This is a genomic window from Arthrobacter sp. 2MCAF14 (genome assembly GCF_052115645.1).
GTDB lineage: Bacteria > Actinomycetota > Actinomycetes > Actinomycetales > Micrococcaceae > Arthrobacter.
This window is the reverse complement of record NZ_JBFRHB010000010.1, coordinates 62,346-80,810: the sequence shown is the minus strand read 5'-3', so window position 1 is coordinate 80,810 and position 18,465 is coordinate 62,346. Positions and strand designations below refer to the sequence as shown.

14 protein-coding genes are annotated in these 18,465 nt (G+C 65.4%); 6 read left to right on the top strand and 8 right to left on the bottom strand.

What is annotated here, in order from left to right:
- The first annotated feature begins 69 nt into the window (after positions 1–69).
- From hrpB to AB4074_RS09410, 3 genes are all read left to right on the top strand, one after another.
- Positions 70–2,790: an ATP-dependent helicase HrpB gene (gene hrpB, locus AB4074_RS09420; RefSeq protein WP_441413150.1), complete on the top strand. Its 2,721-nt coding sequence runs from the start codon at positions 70–72 to the stop codon at positions 2,788–2,790.
- Between the two features lie 69 nt (positions 2,791–2,859).
- The gene (locus tag AB4074_RS09415; RefSeq protein WP_441413149.1) at positions 2,860–3,612 is read left to right on the top strand and encodes a M50 family metallopeptidase; all 753 of its coding nucleotides are present in this window, start codon (positions 2,860–2,862) and stop codon (positions 3,610–3,612) included.
- Between the two features lie 112 nt (positions 3,613–3,724).
- On the top strand, positions 3,725–5,902 hold the full coding sequence (locus AB4074_RS09410) for an elongation factor G-like protein EF-G2 (protein WP_441413148.1): 2,178 nt from the start codon (positions 3,725–3,727) through the stop codon (positions 5,900–5,902).
- A 21-nt stretch (positions 5,903–5,923) separates the two neighbouring features.
- Here the strand turns inward: AB4074_RS09410 and AB4074_RS09405 are convergent, their stop codons facing one another.
- The 5 genes from AB4074_RS09405 to AB4074_RS09385 form a co-directional block, all read right to left on the bottom strand.
- Positions 5,924–6,589 carry an alpha/beta hydrolase family protein gene (locus tag AB4074_RS09405; RefSeq protein WP_441413147.1) on the bottom strand — a complete coding sequence of 222 codons (666 nt, stop codon included), beginning with the start codon at positions 6,587–6,589 and terminating at the stop codon, positions 5,924–5,926.
- Between the two features lie 2 nt (positions 6,590–6,591).
- The gene (locus AB4074_RS09400) at positions 6,592–7,212 is read right to left on the bottom strand and encodes an L-threonylcarbamoyladenylate synthase (protein ID WP_059389303.1); all 621 of its coding nucleotides are present in this window, start codon (positions 7,210–7,212) and stop codon (positions 6,592–6,594) included.
- 27 nt (positions 7,213–7,239) lie between these two features.
- Positions 7,240–8,040, bottom strand: a complete 801-nt coding sequence (locus AB4074_RS09395) for an ABC transporter permease (protein ID WP_441413181.1) — start codon at positions 8,038–8,040, stop codon at positions 7,240–7,242.
- A gap of 76 nt (positions 8,041–8,116) precedes the next feature.
- Complete coding sequence (locus tag AB4074_RS09390) at positions 8,117–9,103, bottom strand: ABC transporter ATP-binding protein (protein WP_441413146.1); 987 nt, start codon at positions 9,101–9,103, stop codon at positions 8,117–8,119.
- Positions 9,100–10,185 carry a LolA family protein gene (locus AB4074_RS09385; RefSeq protein WP_441413145.1) on the bottom strand — a complete coding sequence of 362 codons (1,086 nt, stop codon included), beginning with the start codon at positions 10,183–10,185 and terminating at the stop codon, positions 9,100–9,102. Before AB4074_RS09385 ends, AB4074_RS09390 begins: the two co-directional genes overlap by 4 nt.
- Positions 10,186–10,493: 308 nt before the next feature.
- On the opposite strand from AB4074_RS09385, the gene AB4074_RS09380 reads away from it, so the two are divergent.
- Complete coding sequence (locus AB4074_RS09380) at positions 10,494–12,284, top strand: S8 family serine peptidase (RefSeq protein WP_441413144.1); 1,791 nt, start codon at positions 10,494–10,496, stop codon at positions 12,282–12,284.
- A gap of 16 nt (positions 12,285–12,300) precedes the next feature.
- Here the strand turns inward: AB4074_RS09380 and AB4074_RS09375 are convergent, their stop codons facing one another.
- The 3 genes from AB4074_RS09375 to kynA are packed head-to-tail and all read right to left on the bottom strand — an operon-like array spanning position 12,301 to position 15,322.
- Positions 12,301–13,155: a PaaX family transcriptional regulator gene (locus tag AB4074_RS09375; protein WP_441413143.1), complete on the bottom strand. Its 855-nt coding sequence runs from the start codon at positions 13,153–13,155 to the stop codon at positions 12,301–12,303.
- Positions 13,152–14,390: a kynureninase gene (kynU, locus tag AB4074_RS09370; protein WP_441413142.1), complete on the bottom strand. Its 1,239-nt coding sequence runs from the start codon at positions 14,388–14,390 to the stop codon at positions 13,152–13,154. Before kynU ends, AB4074_RS09375 begins: the two co-directional genes overlap by 4 nt.
- Before the next feature lie 47 nt (positions 14,391–14,437).
- Positions 14,438–15,322 carry a tryptophan 2,3-dioxygenase gene (gene kynA / locus AB4074_RS09365; protein ID WP_441413141.1) on the bottom strand — a complete coding sequence of 295 codons (885 nt, stop codon included), beginning with the start codon at positions 15,320–15,322 and terminating at the stop codon, positions 14,438–14,440.
- Positions 15,323–15,489: 167 nt separating this feature from the next.
- On the opposite strand from kynA, the gene AB4074_RS09360 reads away from it, so the two are divergent.
- Together AB4074_RS09360 and AB4074_RS09355 are read left to right on the top strand one after the other, a co-directional pair.
- Positions 15,490–16,926 (top strand): aspartate kinase, encoded by a 1,437-nt coding sequence (locus tag AB4074_RS09360; protein WP_441413140.1) that lies wholly within the window; start codon positions 15,490–15,492, stop codon positions 16,924–16,926.
- Between the two features lie 113 nt (positions 16,927–17,039).
- Positions 17,040–18,458, top strand: coding sequence for a diaminobutyrate--2-oxoglutarate transaminase family protein (locus AB4074_RS09355; RefSeq protein ID WP_441413139.1), 1,419 nt, complete (start codon positions 17,040–17,042; stop codon positions 18,456–18,458).
- Positions 18,459–18,465 lie beyond the last annotated feature (7 nt).

Here is an 18,465-nt window from a genome sequence, read left to right as displayed (position 1 = left end):
AATCGTCCTCCCGATTCGGCAAGCAGTCCACCTTTCCGGGGCGGATCCGCATATAGGCACAATGGATGAGTGAAATCCCCACTCGTTCCCCGGAACGCCGCGCTCGCATACCGCCCTTTCGACCTGGGCACTATCGGCGCGGGACTCGTCTTCGGAGAATCGCTGGGGGAACTCGCCAAAGCCCTCGGCGCGGGAAGAACGGCAGGAACCGCCGTCGTGCAAGCGCCTCCGGGGACCGGCAAGACGACGCTCGTGCCGCCCCTGCTCGCCAACATCGCGCTCGCCAACATCGCGGGCGGCGACGTCACAGCGAAAGAGCGCCCCCGGGTGGTCGTGACACAGCCACGACGGGTCGCCGCGCGCTCAGCCGCTCGCCGCCTCGCAGCCCTCGACGGCAGCCGGCTCGGCGATCGCGTCGGTTACACGGTCCGCGGTGAAAGCCAGACGGGTCCGGGGACCATCATCGAGTTCGTCACTCCGGGAATCCTCCTGCGCCGCCTGCTCGCGGATCCAGGGCTTGAGACCGTCAACGCCGTGATCCTGGACGAGGTGCACGAACGCGGCCTGGAGACGGACCTGTTGCTCGGAATGCTCATCGAGGTCCGTGAGCTGCGGGATGACCTCACCCTCGTCGCGATGTCGGCGACGCTGGACGCGCCACGGTTTGCCGCGCTGATTGGGGGTGCCGGCGCCGGTGAAGGCACAGACGAAAAGCACGACGGCGGCGGCCCGGCACCCGTGGTCGACTGTCCGTCCGCCCTGCATCCCTTGACGGTGGACTGGGCGCCCGCGGCAGGCGCACGGTTGGACGGACGCGGCGTGACCCGCGCCTTCCTGGACCATGTGGCGGAGACTGCCGCGGCGTCGTACACGGACACGCTCGCAGCCGATCCGGACGTCGACGCCCTGGTCTTCGTCCCGGGTGCGTGGGAAGTCTCATATGTCGCATCCCGGCTGCGCGCCGGCCTCGCTGCGAGGGTACCGGGCGCGGAGGTATTGGAGCTTCACGGCCAGGCAAGCCCGGCGGAACAGGACCGGGCGGTCTCCGGCCGTGAGCCCGGCGGATCTCCCCGGATCATCGTCTCGACTGCCCTGGCCGAATCCTCCCTGACAGTTCCGGGAGTCCGGCTGGTCATCGACTCGGGCCTGTCCCGTGAACTGCGCCGCGACGCCAACCGCGGCATGTCCGGACTGGTCACCGTCTCCTGCTCCCGCGCCTCCGCCGAACAACGCGCCGGACGCGCCGCACGCCAAGGGCCAGGACGAGTGGTCCGCTGCTACGAGCAAAAAGCCTACGGAGCCGCACCGGCCCACCCCACACCGGAAATTGCGGCCGCCGACCTGACGGGCGCCGCGCTCGTCCTGGCCTGTTGGGGATCGCCGGGTGGCCGGGGGCTCGCGCTTCCGGACTCCCCGCCCCAAGGCGCGATGGATGATGCAATTGAAGTGCTGCGGGAACTTGGTGCGATCGACCCGGACGGACTTGCCACGGACGTGGGAAAGACGCTCGCCAGGATCCCCGCCGATCCACGACTGGCCCGCGCACTGCTGGATGGTGCCGCCACAGTAGGGCACCGTGCGGCTGCCGAGGCGGTCGCCCTCGTGGCCGGCGATCAACGAGCTCCGGGGGCCGACCTGACGCGCCTCCTGGCCACGCTCCGGACAGGCAAGGATCCAGGAGCCCGGCGCTGGACGGAGGATGTCCGTCGGATGGAGGCGATCGCACGCCAGGAGAGATCCGGCGTCGGGCGTTCCCTGACCGCACAGGCGAGCCTGTCTTCTCCGGCGAGCGCGGCCGAGGCCTTGGGGTTCGTCGTCGCGCTCGCGTTCCCGGACCGTGTGGCGCGCCGCGTTCCAGGCACCGGTCCTGAACGCTACCTGCTGACGTCCGGGACGCGGGCCGGGCTGCCGGCTAGCAGTCCGCTCACCGGCCATGAATGGCTCGCCGTCGCCGAAGTGTCCCGCGCGGAGGGCCGGGACGCGGCAGGGACCGGTGCCGTCATCCGTTCCGCTGCGCCCTTGGCAGCGGATGCGGCGGAAGCTGCCGCCAGCCACCTCCTGGGCGACACGGTGGAAGCCGAATTCAAACAAGGCCGCGTCATCGCCAGGCAAGAACGGCGGCTGGGAGCGATCCTGCTTTCGTCGACGCCCGTGCGGCCCTCCATCGACGACGGGCGCGTCGCCGTGGCCCACGCGCTGGCGAAGGAAGGCCTGGGGACCATTGGATGGTCGCCGGCTGCCGATGTGTTGCGCCGGCGATTGGCTTTACTGCACAGGGAACTGGGCGATCCATGGCCGGACGTCTCCGAGCCCGCGTTGCTGGCCCGGTTGGAGAGGTGGCTGGCACCGGAGCTCGAAGCGCTCGCGGGAGGCGCTGCGACGAGCGGGATCGACTTGGCCGAGCCGTTGCGGCGGCTTTTGCCGTGGCCGGAAGCGGCCCGTCTCGGTGAACTGGTGCCGGAATGGCTTGAGGTGCCGAGCGGTTCGCGGGTGCGGATCGACTATCCGGACGCGGCGGACGACGGCGGCCGGCCGGTAGTGGCCGTGAAGTTGCAGGAGTGCTTCGGTTGGGCAGAGACGCCCCGCTTGGTCGGCGGACGGGTGCCGGTGCTGTTCCACCTTCTTTCTCCGGCCAGGCGGCCCCTGGCTGTGACCGACGACTTGTCCTCCTTTTGGTCCGGCCCGTATGCGCAGGTCCGTGCGGAAATGCGCGGCCGCTATCCGAAGCATCCCTGGCCCGAAGATCCGTGGACGGCGCCCGCCACGGCCAAGACCAAACGGAAGATGTGACCTCGGCTCGCAGGCGGTTCCAGCGGCCTGGGAGGCATTCACAGGCTCTTTCCTTAGGATGCGACGGTGATGAACATGGAATTGCGGCCTTCTGACGTGGCCAACGACTGGTGGCAGGCCGTGCTGCGGGGATTCACGACGGCGGAGGTGCCGAACCTCGCGACCCCGGTGGTGTTCGGCATCCTGGCTGCGGCCGTCGTACTGAGCATCCCGCGGGCCACATGGCGTTGGTTTGGCCTTTACGTGACCTTCGTGCATGAATTGGGCCACGCGTTCGCCGCCCTCATGACGGGGCGGGTCGTCCACGGGCTCAAGATCGGGCTGGACCACTCGGGACAGCTCCTGAGCAGCGGGCGCGGTAAGTTCGGTGCAGCCTGGTCCGGTTTCTGGGGATATCCGAGTCCCGCGGTGGTGGGTGTGGCGCTTATCTGGTCCGTGTCGGCAGGGCGGTCGGGAGCGGCGATGTCCATCGGCGCGTTGGTATTGCTGCTCGCACTGATCTTTCTGCGGAACTTCACCGGAATCTTCGTCGCGGTCCTGAGCGCGGCGATTGCCCAACTCCTTGTCATGTTCGCCAACGCCTCGACGGTCAGCCATGTGGTGCTGGGACTCGGCATAGCCCTCGAGGTGGGCGCCGTGCGTGATTGGTTCAAGGTGGCTTCGGTCCACACCAGTCGGCGGGACCGGCTCGCGTCGTCGGATGCCTACATCCTGGCCCGTACCACGGGGGTACCGTCCTTGCTGTGGCTGGTGGCTTTCGCTGTTGTCATTGCGGCAAGCGCGGCCTTTTCCGTTCGCCTGGTGTGGGGCATGCTCTCCTAAGCGTGCGGTTTCGGACAGACTGGGTCGATTGCTCTTGCCGTGCGCCGGTCCAGGGTGTGGAATCGGTTAGCAAAGGACGCGGGGGATCCGGCTTCTACTCCAGGAGGTGCTCATGTCGGTGAAAGGACCAGGCAGTGCGACGAAGGGGTCGAACCGGACCAACCCTGATCTTCGACGGGCGGACCCTTCCTCGACGCCGGCCGATCGGCCCGAAAACATCCGCAACGTCGTCCTGATTGGCCGTTCCGGCGCGGGAAAGACGATGCTGCTCGAATCACTCCTTTACGCTGCCGGCGTCGTGACCCGCATGGGTTCGATCGTAGATGGCACCACCGTGAGCGACTCCGAAGCGACGGCCATCCACCAGCAGCGATCCATCGGACTCTCTGCGGCGCCCCTGGTCTTCGACGACGTCAAAGTGAACCTTCTCGACACCCCGGGCTACGCCGATTTCATGGGCGAGCTGCGCGCGGGGCTCCGTGCTGCGGATGCGGCGTTGTTCGTGGTGTCGGCGGTTGACGGGGTCGACGTCGGAACCACCGCCCTTTGGGGTGAATGCGAGCGCGTTGGCATGCCTCGGGCAGTCGTCATCAGCCGGCTTGACCATCCGCGGGCGAACTACGACGGGGTCCTTGCCGAATGCCGGGCCGCCTTCGGCGATTCCGTCCTGCCCCTTCACTTGCCGGTCCGCAACGGTGACGCTGTCTCGGGCGTGCTCGGGCTGCTTTCGGGCTCGGTGTCGGAGTACACCTCCGGGGAGCCACGAGCTGCGGTCCGTCCCGCGACTGCGGCCGAACTGGCCGGCGCGGAGGGTGTCCGCGGGGAACTCATAGAGGGCATCATTTCCGAGAGCGAGGATGAGACCTTGATGGACCGGTACCTCGGCGGCGAGGAGGTTCCCATCGATACCCTCGTGGAGGATTTGGAGACCGCGATCGTTCGGGGGACGTTCTTTCCGGTACTGGCAAGCTCCTCGATGACCGGAGTCGGCACGGCCGAACTGCTGGAGGTGCTGACCCGGGCGTTTCCTTCTCCGACAGAGCGTAGCCTCCCGGCGGTAACTGACTTGGGCGGGACACCTGTCGAACCCCTGACATGCGATCCGGATGGTCCGCTCCTTGGCGAAGTGGTGCGGACTACGGTTGACCCGTTCCTGGGACGCGTGTGCCTCGTCCGGGTCTTCTCAGGGACGCTTCGCGAGGACGCTGCCGTGCATGTCGGCGGCCACGGCCTGGCCGAGCGCGGCCACCCCGACCACGACAGTGACGAGCGGATCACGCACCTCTACTCTCCGTTGGGGTCCAGCCTTCGGCCGGTGCAGTTCGCCGTGGCCGGGGACATTTGCGCGCTCGCTAAGGTGGCGAGTGCCGAGACGGGAGACACGGTTTCCGCACGCGAGGCTCCATTGCTCGTGGAAACCTGGGACATGCCCGAGCCGCTGATGCCTGTCGCAATCGAAGCGGCTTCGCACGGCGATGAGGATGCGCTGTCCAAGAGCCTGGCCAAGGTAGCGGCTGGAGACCCGACCCTGAGGGTGGAGCGCAACTCCGAGACGCACCAGCTGGTCTTGTGGTGCATGGGCGAGGCCCACTCAGAGGCTGTCCTGGACCGGCTGCGCGAGCAGGGGGTGAAGCTTCAGACCGTGGACGTCATCACGCCGCTCCGGGAGACCTTCGCCGCCCAGGCCGCCGGCCACGGGCGCTATGTCAAGCAATCCGGCGGCCACGGACAGTACGCGATTTGCGACATCGAAGTGGAACCCCTCGAACGCGGGGGAGGTTTCGAATTCGTCGACAGGATTGTGGGCGGGGTCATCCCCGGAACGTATGTCGTGTCGGTCGAGAAAGGCGTCCGGTCCCAGATGGGCAAGGGGGTGCGGGCAGGTTTCCCGGTGGTCGACATCAGGGTGATCCTGGTAGGCGGCAAGACGCACAGCGTCGATTCATCGGACGCGGCTTTCCAGGCGGCCGGCGCGTTGGCCTTGCGGGAGGCCGCCGCGGCGAGCAGCATCCAACTCCTCGAACCGATTTCGGCCGTGACGGTACTTGTGGCCGACGAGCATGTGGGTGCGGTCATGAGCGATCTGTCCTCGCGCCGCGGACGCGTCACCGGGACGACATCCGTGGGCGGGGAGCGTACTGAGATCAGCGCCGAAGTCCCGGACCAGGAACTGCTGCGGTACGCGATCGTGCTGCGGGGACTGACGGCCGGCAGCGGACGATTCCGCCGGGAGTACATGCGCCACGAGCCGCTGCCGCCCGGCATAGCCGTCGCCTCGGCGAAAGCCTGAGGCTCAGCGTCTGCTTCCAGCTCAGCGGTTCTTACGAAGGAACGCTGACACCGGAGCCGCCAATGAGGCGCCCACCTCCGCAGGGCTCTTCTTGACTCCCACGCGTTCAAAGGAATGGTTGCCGCCGTCCCACCATTCGATGGTGGCGGTGGATCCAATCCGGGCCACCACATTTTCGAGCAGCTCGGGCGTCGCGAAGGTATCCCGTGTGCCTTGCAGGAAGAGCATGGGCAGCGTGAGCCCGTAGAGGTGCTCATCGCGGAGCTTCTCCGGTTTTCCGGGCGCGTGCAGCGGGTAGCCGAGGTAGATGAGTCCGGCCGCGGACATGCCTTCGGCGACTGCCATCGACGCCATGCGGCCGCCGAAGGACTTGCCGGCTGCCCACAGCGGTTCGCCCTCTGAACGGGACGCCGCTTCCGCCATGACGGCCCGCCACGCCGCGATCGCGGCGGGCGGCCGGTCCGGGAATTTCTTGCCGGCTTCCCGGTAGGGGAAGTTGAAGCGCAAGGTCGCGACGCCGTCGTCGTTCAACGCGTTCGCGAGGCCGCCCAGGAACGGATGCTCCATGCCTGCCCCGGCTCCGTGGGCGAGAACGAGGGTCGCGGCCGGTTTGTCCGGCCGGGCGTAGATGCCGGAGATCGGTACACCGTCGACGTCGATCGTGACGCGGGATTCGGCGATGCTCATGCTCACTCGAACCGGGAGGGATCGCCGGTGCCGCGCCTGACCACTTCCGCCGTGCCGCTCGAGAAGTCCACCACGGTGGTGGGCTCTGCGCCGGTGTCTCCGGAATCGATCACCGCTTCGACCAGATTGTCCAGGCGTTCCTTGATTTCCCAGCCTTGGGTCAAGGGTTCCTCTTCGTCGGGGAGCAGCAAGGTGCTGGAAAGAAGTGGTTCCCCCAGTTCAGCCAGCAGTGCCTGGACAAAATTGTGGTCCGGAATCCGCACGCCTACCGTCTTCTTTTTGGGGTGCAGGAGACGGCGCGGCACTTCCTTCGTGGCCGGCAAGATAAACGTGTAGCTTCCCGGCGTGACGGCCTTGATGCTTCGGAAGACATCGTTGTCGATCATGACGAACTGCCCGAGTTGCGCGAAATCCTTGCAGACCAAGGTGAAATGGTGCTTGCTGTCGAGCTGCCGGATCGAGCGGATCCGATCGAGCGCTTCCCTATTGCCGATTTGCGCGCCGAGAGCGTAGCAGGAATCGGTGGGGTAGGCGATGAGCCCGCCGGACTGGAGGATATTCACCACCTGGGCAATTGCGCGTGGTTGGGGGTCCTGCGGGTGAACATCGAAGAATCTTGCCATGCCACGAGCTTACGGGCAGGCCCTACTTCAGGACAGGACATCCTTGCTCGTGAATTTGCCATAAGCCAGCGCACCGGCCGCCACGATGTAGCCCGCCTGCAGCAGGGCATTGTCGCCGAAGCTCGTCCACGAGATGGGTTGGCGCAAGAGATCGGCAAAGCCCAACCAGTAATGGCTGAACAGCCACGGGTGCAGCCACTCCAGTTGCGGCAGGTTGTCGGCCACTTGCGACACAACGGACAACACTATGGTTGCAGCCATGGCCCCGACCGGCACGTCCGTAAAAGTGGAAATCGCCAGCCCGATGGCGGACAGACCCAACAAGGACACTGCGATGTATGCAGCAATCAGCAGGGAACGCACTACTGATTCGCCGACGCCGATAGTGTCGCCGGAGAGCAGGGTGACGGGACCCACCGGGAAAAGTGCGACGCCGGCCAGCGCGCCGGCGGCGGCCACCGTAAGGGTCGCTGCCAGGCAGAACGCCGCGGCAGACGCGTATTTGATCAACAGGAGGCGGACGCGTCCCGCCGGGGCCACGAGCAAGTACCTGAGCGTGCCAAGATTCGCTTCTCCGGCAATCGTGTCGCCGGCCACCACTCCGATCGTGAGGGGAAGGAACAAAGGCACGGAGACGATCATTGCCGTGACGCCGACGAAAAGCCCGTTCTGGGTGATGCGATCCAGGAACGGCGGACCGCGCCCCGGGGCCACGGGATGCGAGCTCAGCTTGACCGCGGCGGCGATGAGGATGGGAATCGCTGCGAGCGCCAGGAGCATGGCCCAAGTCCGCAGCCGCCGGAACAGTACTGAAAGCTCGGAGGCCATGAGTGACCACGAGCTTGATGGCCGGGCGTTTGATGCCGGGCCGCCCGGCGCGGCAGTGATGACTTCGGTTTCGTGTTCAGCCGGCAATGTCGAAGCCCTCTCCGGTAAGGGAGACGAAGCGCTCCTCCAAGCTGGCGTTCTCCACGCCGAAGCCCCGTACCCGGACGCCGTCGGACACCAGGGCAGCCACGATCGCCTCGGGAGCCACCTCGTGCCCCGGTGGACCGGTACTGACGAGGCTCTGGCCATCGGCACCGGACGAACCGGGCGGCGGAACAGACAGTTCCGACTGCAAGCCCAGCCTGGAGAGGACACGGACGGCGGCCTCAATGTCCGGCGTGTGGAGCCGGATCGTTGCCTTTCCCGCGGCGCGCAGTTCGTGCAGGGTTCCTTGCGCCACGAGCTTGCCCACACTCATGACTCCCACATGGGTGCACATCTGTTCTACTTCCGCGAGGAGATGGCTGGAAACGAACACTGTGGTGCCCCCGGCGGCCAGCGAGCGGACCAGGCTGCGCACCTCCCGGGTCCCTTGCGGATCCAAGCCGTTGGTGGGTTCATCGAGGACAAGCAGTTCCCTCGGACGAAGCAGGGCATGCGCAATCCCCAGCCGCTGCTTCATCCCGAGGGAATAGGCGCGGACCTTCTTAGCTGCGGCATGGGACAACCCCACCCTCTCGAGCGCGTCATCCACCCGCGCGGCCCGGGTCCGCGGCGAGGCATGAAGATCGGCGCTGTCCAATCGCCGAAGGTTCGCCGCCCCCGACAGGAAAGGGTAAAAGGCCGGGCCTTCCACCAGCGAGCCCACATTGGGCAGCACCGTTGCAAGCTGGCGCGGCATCTCGCCGCCAAGTACCCGGATGTGGCCGTTCGTGGCGGCCGCCAAGCCAAGCAGCAACCGGATGGTGGTGGTCTTGCCGGAGCCGTTTGGGCCAAGGAAGCCAAAGACCGAACCGCGGGGAACTGCAAGGTCAACGCCGTCGACGGCGGCCCGGTGCCCGAAGCGCTTGCTCAGGCCTTGGGTCTCGATCGCCAGTTCAGCTGGCGCGGCCGCCTCCGTCATTTCGTGGCGGCTGCGGACTGCAACCGCTCGAGTGGCACCATTCCCGCGAAGACGCGGCCGTCGTCGAGCACCAAGACAGTTGCCAGGCTGGTCGTCAGCGCACGGCCACCCGCGACCGGCTGGGTGAGCTGGGCCAACATCGGAGCCGAGCGGACATCCGTGGGGACCGTGCCCGAGGGCAGGGCGATCACTGTGTCCCAACCGGTGCCTGTGATCGTTGGCCGGCCGGCTGTTGCCTTTGCCTCCGGTGCCTGCCCGGTCTTCCCGGGGAGCGCACGCAGCTGCGGGGTTGCTTTCTCTTCAACCGCGGCACCGCGCGGCGGGGTGAAGCTGAACAGGGCGGCGTCGGGCGCTGACAAGTTCAGCTCGGTGAATGCGAGCGAAAAGGCCGCTGCGGCTTGGCCGCGTGCCCGCACGTCGACGCCGAGCGGCAGGCCCGAGGCGGAGTCAACGGCGATTGTCACGGAATCGACGAGCGTCGCGGTACTGCGCGGCTTGATCACCAATTGGTAGGCCGTGTGGCCGGCCACCGTGGTTCCGTCGCCCACTGTCACGTCCGTGGTGGGCCCGACGGCGGTGAGGAAGTGTTGGGCGACAAGGTCAGGAGTGGTGACCCCTGGGGTCGGTGTCGCGTGCGGGGCTGCTGCGCGCGCCGGTTCAGTGGGCATCGTCATGTGCGCCGCACTGTTGTCGGCCGAGTTGTAGAGCCAGAGATCGTTTCCATTGCGGACGACGTCGCGCTCGGCGAGCATGTCCATCACCTGGAACCTGGCCTTGGCGGGGCCGTCCAGATAGACCCGGGCCGTGTGTGAACCGCTCAAAAGCTCGATGACCGAAGCCGGACCCTGGGTTGCAGTTGGCCCGACGGAGGGGAGCTGGGGGAGTCCCATTTCGGAACTCTGCTGGAGGGTTCCGGACAAGGCATGGACGTCGGCGCGGCCGATCATCGCGATAATTTCCTCTGCCGTTTTGTGCGGCAGGCTCGTCGCGGCCCCTGCCTGGTAGGAACCAGCCAGGGCAGCTGCGGCAAGCGTTACCGGAACCAGCGCAGCGGGCAACCAACGCAACCAAGAGCGGGTCATGGCAACCTCGCGAACCATCCACCATCGGCGAAGTTCATGCTTCCAGAGTACGCCTGGTGTCCGTAGTGATCACGTGCCTCGTTGAGGAAGGAATATTTTCACTTCGGGCCGCGTCCCCGACTTTTACCGAAGAATCCAAAGTTCAACCAAGGATCGCCGCAGTTTCCTCATTGAGGGGTTTGCGCGAACTAAGCTTGGTCCAGCTAGCTCCTGGTTTGAGCGTCCGGCCCGACACCTGAAGGAAGTCCAAAATTCGTTCCGCGTCCGTTTCTCGTCATATCCTGTCGCTGCTGCTGGCCACCTTCGCTGTGGCCTTTTCCGGAGTCTCCGTGGGAGCCGCCTCGCCGATCCCATCAAACCTGGCAAGCAGTGCGAAGGATGCTGGACATTCCCGCTACATCGTGAAGTATGCGGCTGGAACGGATGCCGCGGCGGGGGAGCAATCCTTGCGTTCCAGCAACGTCACCGTCGCAAGGACTTTTACGAATGCGATGCAGGGGGCCGTCGTGACCGCTACGCCGGCCCAAGCGGATGAGCTGAAGCGTTCCGGACAGGTTGCCGCCGTCGAGGTTGACGCACCGCTCAAGGTGTCGGCTACCGAGCAAGGCGCGCCGTGGGGATTGGACAGGATCGACCAGCGCACCCTGCCGCTATCCGGCACCTATACCCCCGTTGCTTCGGGTGCCGGGGTGGTCGCCTACATGATCGATAGTGGTGTGCTTGCAAGCCACACCGAGTTCGGTGGCAGGGTGGCAAACGGCTGGACTGCGATAGCCGACGGCCAGGGAACAAGCGACTGCGATGGCCACGGCACCCACGTCGCCGGAATTGTCGCGGGCCAGACGTACGGAGTTGCCAAAAGTGCCACGATTGTGCCCGTGCGCGTCGTCGACTGTACGGGCAGCGGGTACACCTCCGACTTGATTGCCGGACTCGATTGGGTTGCGGCAAACCACGTTGCCGGTACACCGGCCGTGGCCAATATGAGTATCGGCGGCCCTCCCAGCCCCATGGTCGACGCCGCGGTGCAGGGTCTCATCTCCAAGGGCATCACTGCGGTCGTCGCGGCAGGCAATGCCACGACAGACGCTTGTAATACTTCCCCCGCACGGGTCCTGGACGCCCTTACCGTCGCCGCGAGCGACTCCTCGGACCGGCAGGCGTCCTTTTCCAACTTCGGCAACTGCGTCGACCTTTATGCTCCAGGAGTGGGCATCACGTCAGCTGGGATCGCATCGAACACCGCCACGGCCGTCATGAGCGGAACGTCTATGGCGGCTCCGCACGTCACGGGCGCAGTGGCGGCCCTGTTGTCCTTGTACCCGAGGTTGTCTCCGTCCGCCGTCGGGACGCTCCTGCTTTCTGAAGCCTCGTCCGGCGTCGTTTCCGGCTCCAGCCCGGGAACTCCGAACCGCCTGCTGTTTTCGGCGGCACCCACACCTGCCTCTGTTGACGCTGCGACGGCGATCACGACGGCGGCTGCCGCATCCCCAAGTGTCGGTGCAGCGGCCTCTGTGATGGTCTGCGGATTGCGCAACGATGGTTGCTACGAGATGTATCAGGGTGGTGCGATTGTCTGGTCTCCTGCGACCGGGGCGCACGTGAGTGTCGGGGGAATCCGTGCGGCTTGGGCTTCTACCGGTTATGAGAACGGCCCGCTCGGCTACCCGACGACGAATGAAGCGTGCGGGCTGCGGGACGGCGGTTGTTACCAGATGTATCAGGGTGGTGCGATTGTCTGGTCTCCCGCGACCGGGGCGCACGTTAGTCTCGGGGGAATCCGTGCGGCTTGGGCGGCAACCGGTTACGAGAACGGCCCGCTCGGCTACCCGACGACGAATGAAGCGTGCGGGCTGCGGGACGGCGGTTGTTACCAGATGTATCAGGGTGGTGCGGTTGTCTGGTCTCCTGCGACCGGGGCGCACGTGAGTGTCGGGGGAATCCGTGCGGCTTGGGCTTCTACCGGTTATGAGAACGGCCCGCTCGGCTACCCGACGACGAACGAATACCCAGCCGGAAACGGCGGGGTGGTGCAGAACTACCAAGGCGGGCGCATCGCATGGTCCCCCGCAGCGGGAACGACTGTGACCTACGGCTGAGGAGGAACTGGTCCCGCTACCCTTCCAGCGTCCTCCGCACGAAGTCCGCGCTCGGCCGTGAATAAGCGGACCCGAGGCGCTCGAAGAGCGCGATTCCAGCCATGCCGGGCCAATCCTCGGGAAGGAAATCCGCCGGCAGCCCCGGATCCAGGTACGGAATGATCCGCCAGCGGTCAATGCATCGGACATAACGCGCGAAGGTTTCGGCCGAGGCCGGGCCGTAGCCGGAACCTTTACCCGGGCCGTAGTCGTCGGCCGCGGAACCATGATGCCGGATGAAGTCGCGATGCAGTTCTGCCACCGCATCCAGGTCCCACCATGCGGATGCGGCATTGCGGAGGCTGCCGCCGACCAGGGGAGTGTCCGTGACGAACAGCGTGGCCATGCCGCGCAGCTCCAGGTCCTCCAGGATCTCCTCCACTTCCTCCCGAAGCGAATCCGGGCAGATCCACAGCCCGGCTGCCACCGTGCCGCAGCCGATCCAGTGCAGTCGCCGCCGCAATTGGTGCCGCTTTTCCCTCTCCGTTTCGGGAATGGAAAAGGACACGAGGCACCAGCGGTCCGCGAAGGACATGTGGCGGGGGTTGAAGATCCGCCGGTCTCCGCGGGCAAGCATCGTCGCGGCGCCCTCGGTGACGGCGAAGCCGGGAACACCATGACGCAGCTGAGGAAAGACGATTTCCTTCTTCTTCAACCGTGACAAGGCCGTCCGGGACACGGCAGCGGTCACGGCAAGGGCCTCCATGAGGACGATGATGTGCCTCGTGGACATCCATCCGCCGGCATCGCGCAGGTACAGGCCGATGACCGTGCGAAGCAACGACGTGGTACTCCCGGGCCGGGAGTCCATGTCGTCGAGGACAGCGCTCACAGGAGTTCGGTGAGGGCGTCCCGGATGGCGGTGACTCCCAGCTCAACCTCCGCGTAGCTGGTGCTAAGCGGCGAGAGGCCGATCCGCAGTCCGTGCGGGGGCCGGAAATCCGGAATGACACCGCGTTCCCAGAGTGTCTGGGTCACCTCGGCGAACAAGGGATGGTCCACCGTGATGTGCGAGCCACGCTCTGCGGTGTTGCGCGGGCTGACAATTTCGACGCCGAGGGGAACCAGCATGTCCTCAGCCAAGGCAACTGCGTACTCAGTGAGTTTGATGGACTTCTCCCGCACGGCGTCCATGCCCACTGATGCGATCAGCTCGACCATGTCCTTAAGCGGCTGCATGGCCAACACCGGGGGAGTGCCGGTGATGAAGCTTCGGATCCCCTTTGCCGGCTTGTAGCTTTCCGTCATGCCGAAGGGGTTATCAGCGCCCATCCAGCCCCAAATAGGCTGTTGCAGACGGTCCTGCTGCGAAGCGTTGACGTAAGCGAACGCGGGAGAGCCCGGGCCGCCATTGAGGTACTTGTACGTGCAGCCAACAGCAAGGTCCACGCCCCAGGCGTCCAGTTCGAGGGGCACCGAGCCTACCGAGTGGCACAGGTCCCAAAGCATGAGCGCCCCGGTTTCCTTGACCATTGCGGTGATCGCCGCGGCATCCGCCAGGAAACCGGAACGGTAAGCCACGTGGCTGAGCACGACGACGGCGGTCCGCTCGCTGAGCAGTCCCTCGAGGTCCGTGGTCCGGACGCCGCTGGCGGGGTTTGACTCGACCCACTTGATGGTGGCGCCCTTTTCCGCGGCGATGCCTTCGATGATGAAACGGTCCGTGGGGAAGTTGTCCCGGTCCACAACAATCTCATCGCGGCCCGGCTGGGCGTCGACCGCTGCCCGGATGAGCTTGTAGAGCATCACGGAAGTGGAATCTCCCACGGTGACCTGGCCGGCTGCCGCACCCAGGGTGACTGCGCCGATCCGGTCGCCCACCGTGGTGGGCTCGTCCATCCACTGTTCGTCCCAGCCACGGATGAGGCGGCTGCCCCAGGCATCCTCGACGAATGACGCGAGCTTCGCCGACGTCGCCTTGAGCGGACGGCCGAGCGAGTTCCCGTCGAGGTAAGCGGTGAGCTGGCCGCTTCCCGGTGAGTAAAAGGCCTCACGCTGCTCGGCGAGGGGATCCGCGGCGTCGAGTTCTGCCGACGTCGGCCGTTGCCTTTTCTGCGCGCTGTTCATGTCTCTCCTCAAGGAAGCTGATGGGGTTGCTGGGGCTGGATTGCTGTTCAGTTGCCGATCTCGGTGCGGACGGCGTAAAGCTCGGGGAAGAAGGTCAGGTCAAGGGCCCGCTTAAGGAAGTCGACGCCCGAGGAGCCGCCCGTACCTACTTTGAATCCGATGGTCCGTTGCACCGTACGCAAGTGGCGGAAGCGCCAGGCGTGGAAGTTGTCCTCGATGTCTACGAGGTCTTCGCAGGCCTCGTAGAAACCCCAGGGCGTGGCTTCCTGTTCGTAGATCTCCTGGAAGACCGGTACGAGGTCCTTCCGGAACGTCCACGGTTCACTGGTGTCACGTTCCAGGATTTCGGTGGGAACGGCATAACCGGCCCGCGCCAGCACCGCGAGGAAGGCGTCGTAAAGGGTCGGCTCCTCCAGGAGGGTGCTGAGCTGGCCGTGCGCGGCCGGATCGCTCTCGAAAACCCGGAGCATGTCCCGGTTCTTGTTGCCCAGCAGGAACTCAACGGCGCGGTACTGGTGTGACTGGAAGCCTGACGAGCTGCCCAGGAAGCGCCGGAATTCGGAGTACTCGCGGGGAGTGAGGGTGCCCAGGACAGACCACTGCTCGGTCATGGTCCGCTGGATCGCCTTGACGCGTGCGATGCATTTGAGGGCTTTGGCAAGGTTGTCCGCATCAAGGAGCCGGCGGGCTTCGAGGAGTTCATGCAGGACGAGCTTGAGCCACAATTCGCTGGTCTGGTGCTGGATGATGAACAGCAATTCGTCATGGTGTTCCGGGGTGCTCAACGGGTGCTGGGCGGTGAGGAGGCGGTCAAGGTCCAGATACCCGCCGTAGGACATGGCCTGGCTGAAGTCGGTGCGGACCGAATCCTCGATGGGCCTGATGTTTTGGGCCCTGATGCTCTCTTCGGAGTGGCCGGTGCGGTTTTCCATACATTGAGAGTATCACTCTTGTGACGAACGTCAAGATAGTGAATTTCCGGAAGGCCCAGGCTCCCGGTGACGTTCCAAAGGTGGCTCTTTTGTTGCCTAGGTGAACCGCTGGCGAGGTCTGTACGTTGTAAGATCGGCAAGGGGGTATGCGGGCTCCAGGAGGCTCCATGTACCAGCAGACAGTCAGCATCCGGGATATACCAGCAGACAGTCAGCATCCGGAGGTGGACGGACCAGAACGCTTCCCCGGTCTCGAACAGATGGCGCTACGTAGGCGTACCAAGCTTCGGGCCCGGGACCTCATAGTGCAGAAATACGGAGGCTCCTCCGTAGCCGATGCAGCAGCCATCAAACGAGTGGCCCGGCGGATCGCGGAGACCCGGGAGGCCGGCCATCCGCTGGTCGTCGTGGTTTCGGCCATGGGCGACACCACCGACGAACTGCTTGACCTGGCCGTATCCCTCAGCCCCAGCCCTCCCGCCGGTGAGCTTGACGCGTTGCTGACAACGGGTGAACGGATCTCGGTGACGCTCCTGGCGATTGCATTGGCCGACCTGGGGGTTCCTTCCCGGACCTTCAGCGGAAAGAAGGCCGGACTGAAAACCGATGGCATCCACGGCAACGCGCACATTGTCAACGTTGACCCGCACCATATCCGCGCTTGCCTGAAGCGCGAAGAAGTTGCCATCGTGGCTGGTTTCCAGGGAAAGGGCCTCAAGAAGAAGGAGGTCACCACCCTTGGCCGGGGTGGTTCGGACATTACGGCCGTCGCCTTGGCCGCCGCGCTTGGCGCCGGCATGTGCGAAATCTATACCGACGTCGATGGCGTCTACACCGCCGACCCGCGGGTTGTTCCCCGTGCGCGGAAAATCGACACCATTTCAAACGAGGAAATGCTGGAGCTGGCTGCGTCCGGTTCCAAAGTGGTGCATGCCAGATGCCTTGAGTATGCCCTCCGGTTTGGCGTCCCCATCCACGTGCGCTCCTCCTTCAACAGGAGCATTGGAACCATGATTCTGCCAGGCCGGGACCAGGAAGCGGAATGGGACCACAAGCCGGTCTGGGAGCGGGCTCCAGCCGTTGAGCAGCCCGTGGTCTCTGCAGTTCTCTGCGACAACTCTGTGGCGAAGCTGACGCTGGTGGGCGTTGCGGATGGCGTGGGAAAGTCCGCGGAAATCTTCGGGCTTCTTGCCGATGCGCGCGCTCAAGTCGACATGGTCGTTCAAAACAGCTCGTCCGCGCGCGCCGGCGGCAGCGACATTTCGCTGGCGATTCCCAGCCGGGACGGATTCCGTGTCCGTGAGGCCTTGTCCGCTGCCCAGGGGGCCATCGGTTTCGTGGACCTCCAGTACGACGGCCAGATCGGCAGGCTGTCGCTGATCGGGGTGGGCCTGCGCACTGACGCCCAGGTCTTTTCGCGGCTCTTCAAGGCCCTTTCGGACGCGGGAGCCGAGATCGAGTTGATCTCGGCGTCCGACGTGCGCATCGACGTCGTTGTCCGCGCGGCAGTGCTCGAGGACGCACAGCGCGCCGTGCGGTTCGCCTTCGGGCTGGACCAGGCAGGACAGGACCAGTCAGGAGAGGAGGCCAGCAAAGTGCCGTAGCGGGGCCGCAGCACCGGCACCCCATCTTCCCCGCGTCGCAAAAGGCACGGCAGCGGGATGCGCTCAGTCATTGATCCGCCTCCGCGGATCCACGGGATAAGGACCCGATCGCCATGCACACACACCCGCAGCAGGCTACCTTGACCTCGGCACATGTAACCGGGCCCCTGCCAGGACCCGGATCTGCTGAATTGTTGGCTCGCCAGGAACTCCGCGAATCCAATGCCCGTACTTATCCGCGGCATCTTCCCATCGCGATTGCCGAGGGCTCCGGTGCCTTTGTGCGGGACGTCGATGGCAATGTCTTCATTGATTTCCTGGCCGGTGCCGGGGTTTTGTCCCTCGGGCACAGCCATCCGGAACTGGTCGAGGTCGTGGCGGAACAAGTGCGGATCTTGAGCCATGGGCTTGATTTCCCGACGCCCGTGAAGGACGCCTTCACGAGCGCACAGCTGTCCATGCTTCCTTGGGGACTTGGCGATCGGATGAAGATCCACTTCTGCGGACCGACCGGTGCAAATGCCGTGGATGCCGCCATCAAATTGTGCAAGACGGCCACCGGACGCGGGGACATCGTGTGCTTCCAGGGAGCATTCCATGGCAGCAGTGCCGTGGGGATGGCGTTGACTGGACTAGTTGAACAGAAGCAACCGGTGGCGAACGGGATGCCCGGAGTGCACTTCTTCCCCTATTCCTACTGCGCTCAGTGTCCCGTAGGCCTGAGCCCGGAGACTTGTGCGACCAACTGTGTCCAATTCTTCGAACATTCCCTTAAAGACCCGCTCGGGGGCATTCCACTTCCCGCAGCCGTCATCATGGAAATGGTCCAGGGCGAGGGGGGAGTTGTACCGGCCACCGTCGAATTCGCGCGAACCGTGCGCAGGGTGACCCGTGAGCTGGACATCCCGCTGATTATCGATGAGATCCAGACCGGGTGCGGGCGCACCGGAACATGGTTCGCGTTCGAGCAGTACGGGATCGAGCCCGATGTCATCGTGGCATCCAAGGCCCTTAGCGGAATAGGCCTCCCCGTTGCGCTGATCATCTACAACAAGGTCCTCGACCGCTGGCTCCCGGGTGCCCACACCGGGACATTCCGCGGAAACCAGCTGGCATTCGCCGCCGGGGCTGCAGCCGTGGAGATCATCCGGCGCGACGACGTTCTCGGCAACGTCCGTAACCGCGGCGCGCAGATTGCCCGGCTCCTCGCGCCCCTGACCGCCAACCCCTGGGTGCGCGAGGTACGGGGCCGGGGCCTGATGTGGGGAATCGAGCTCGGCGATCCGGGGACAGGACGTCCTGCCGGACACCTGGCCCGCGCGGTGCAGCGAAATGCCCTGGAGCGGGGCCTGATCCTAGAATGCGGCGGGCGGGACGACTGCGTGGTCCGGCTCTTGCCTCCGCTGAACATCACGGAAGAACTTGTCGACACCGCCTGCGGGCTCCTCCTGGCTGCGATCGCTGACCAAAGTTCCATTGCCGACCAGCGTGCCATTGCCGGACACAGGACCACGACAGGCGCGGCCAGATAAGGCCAGG

Coding starts and splice junctions, on each gene's coding strand:
- AB4074_RS09415 (WP_441413149.1), top strand. CDS start 2,860: ATGAACATGGAATTGCGGCCTTCTGACGTGGCCAACGACTGGTGGCAG.
- AB4074_RS09410 (WP_441413148.1), top strand. CDS start 3,725: ATGTCGGTGAAAGGACCAGGCAGTGCGACGAAGGGGTCGAACCGGACC.
- AB4074_RS09405 (WP_441413147.1), bottom strand. CDS start 6,589: ATGAGCATCGCCGAATCCCGCGTCACGATCGACGTCGACGGTGTACCG.
- AB4074_RS09400 (WP_059389303.1), bottom strand. CDS start 7,212: ATGGCAAGATTCTTCGATGTTCACCCGCAGGACCCCCAACCACGCGCA.
- AB4074_RS09395 (WP_441413181.1), bottom strand. CDS start 8,040: ATGGCCTCCGAGCTTTCAGTACTGTTCCGGCGGCTGCGGACTTGGGCC.
- AB4074_RS09390 (WP_441413146.1), bottom strand. CDS start 9,103: ATGACGGAGGCGGCCGCGCCAGCTGAACTGGCGATCGAGACCCAAGGC.
- AB4074_RS09385 (WP_441413145.1), bottom strand. CDS start 10,185: ATGACCCGCTCTTGGTTGCGTTGGTTGCCCGCTGCGCTGGTTCCGGTA.
- kynU (WP_441413142.1), bottom strand. CDS start 14,390: ATGAACAGCGCGCAGAAAAGGCAACGGCCGACGTCGGCAGAACTCGAC.
- kynA (WP_441413141.1), bottom strand. CDS start 15,322: ATGGAAAACCGCACCGGCCACTCCGAAGAGAGCATCAGGGCCCAAAAC.
- AB4074_RS09360 (WP_441413140.1), top strand. CDS start 15,490: ATGTACCAGCAGACAGTCAGCATCCGGGATATACCAGCAGACAGTCAG.
- AB4074_RS09355 (WP_441413139.1), top strand. CDS start 17,040: ATGCACACACACCCGCAGCAGGCTACCTTGACCTCGGCACATGTAACC.